The following is a 246-nucleotide window of genomic DNA, read 5'->3' as shown; positions in this document are numbered from 1 at the left end:
CTTTTGAGGACACTAAAGACCATAATTCCCTCAACTGACTGATAGTAGTTTTAAGCTTAGACTCATCACTTTTTGGAGCTCTTTCACGCAAAGTCTTACCCACTCTCATTGTTTGATCATATGCTCCCTGCTTCTGAGCAATAGCCTTTTGTGTTTCTTTGTGTTTTGCCAGACGTGCCTTTAGTTTGATAGGGTCATTGCCAGCTCCTGCAATCTCTGCAGTAATTTCGTCAAGTTTTTTTGTCA

General features: G+C 40.7%; 1 protein-coding gene. It reads right to left on the bottom strand.

Features of this window, described 5'->3' with window-relative positions; genetic code table 11:
• The coding region (locus SAY88_RS25490; RefSeq protein ID WP_332635232.1) for a spectrin repeat-containing protein at positions 1-246 on the bottom strand (246 nt) is incomplete at both ends.

Source organism: Halalkalibacter flavus, assembly GCF_036663575.1.
GTDB classification, from domain to species: Bacteria; Bacillota; Bacilli; order Bacillales; family Bacillaceae_D; genus Halalkalibacter; species Halalkalibacter flavus.
The sequence above is the reverse complement of the archived record's forward strand: the minus strand, read 5'-3'. Positions and strand labels throughout refer to the sequence as shown.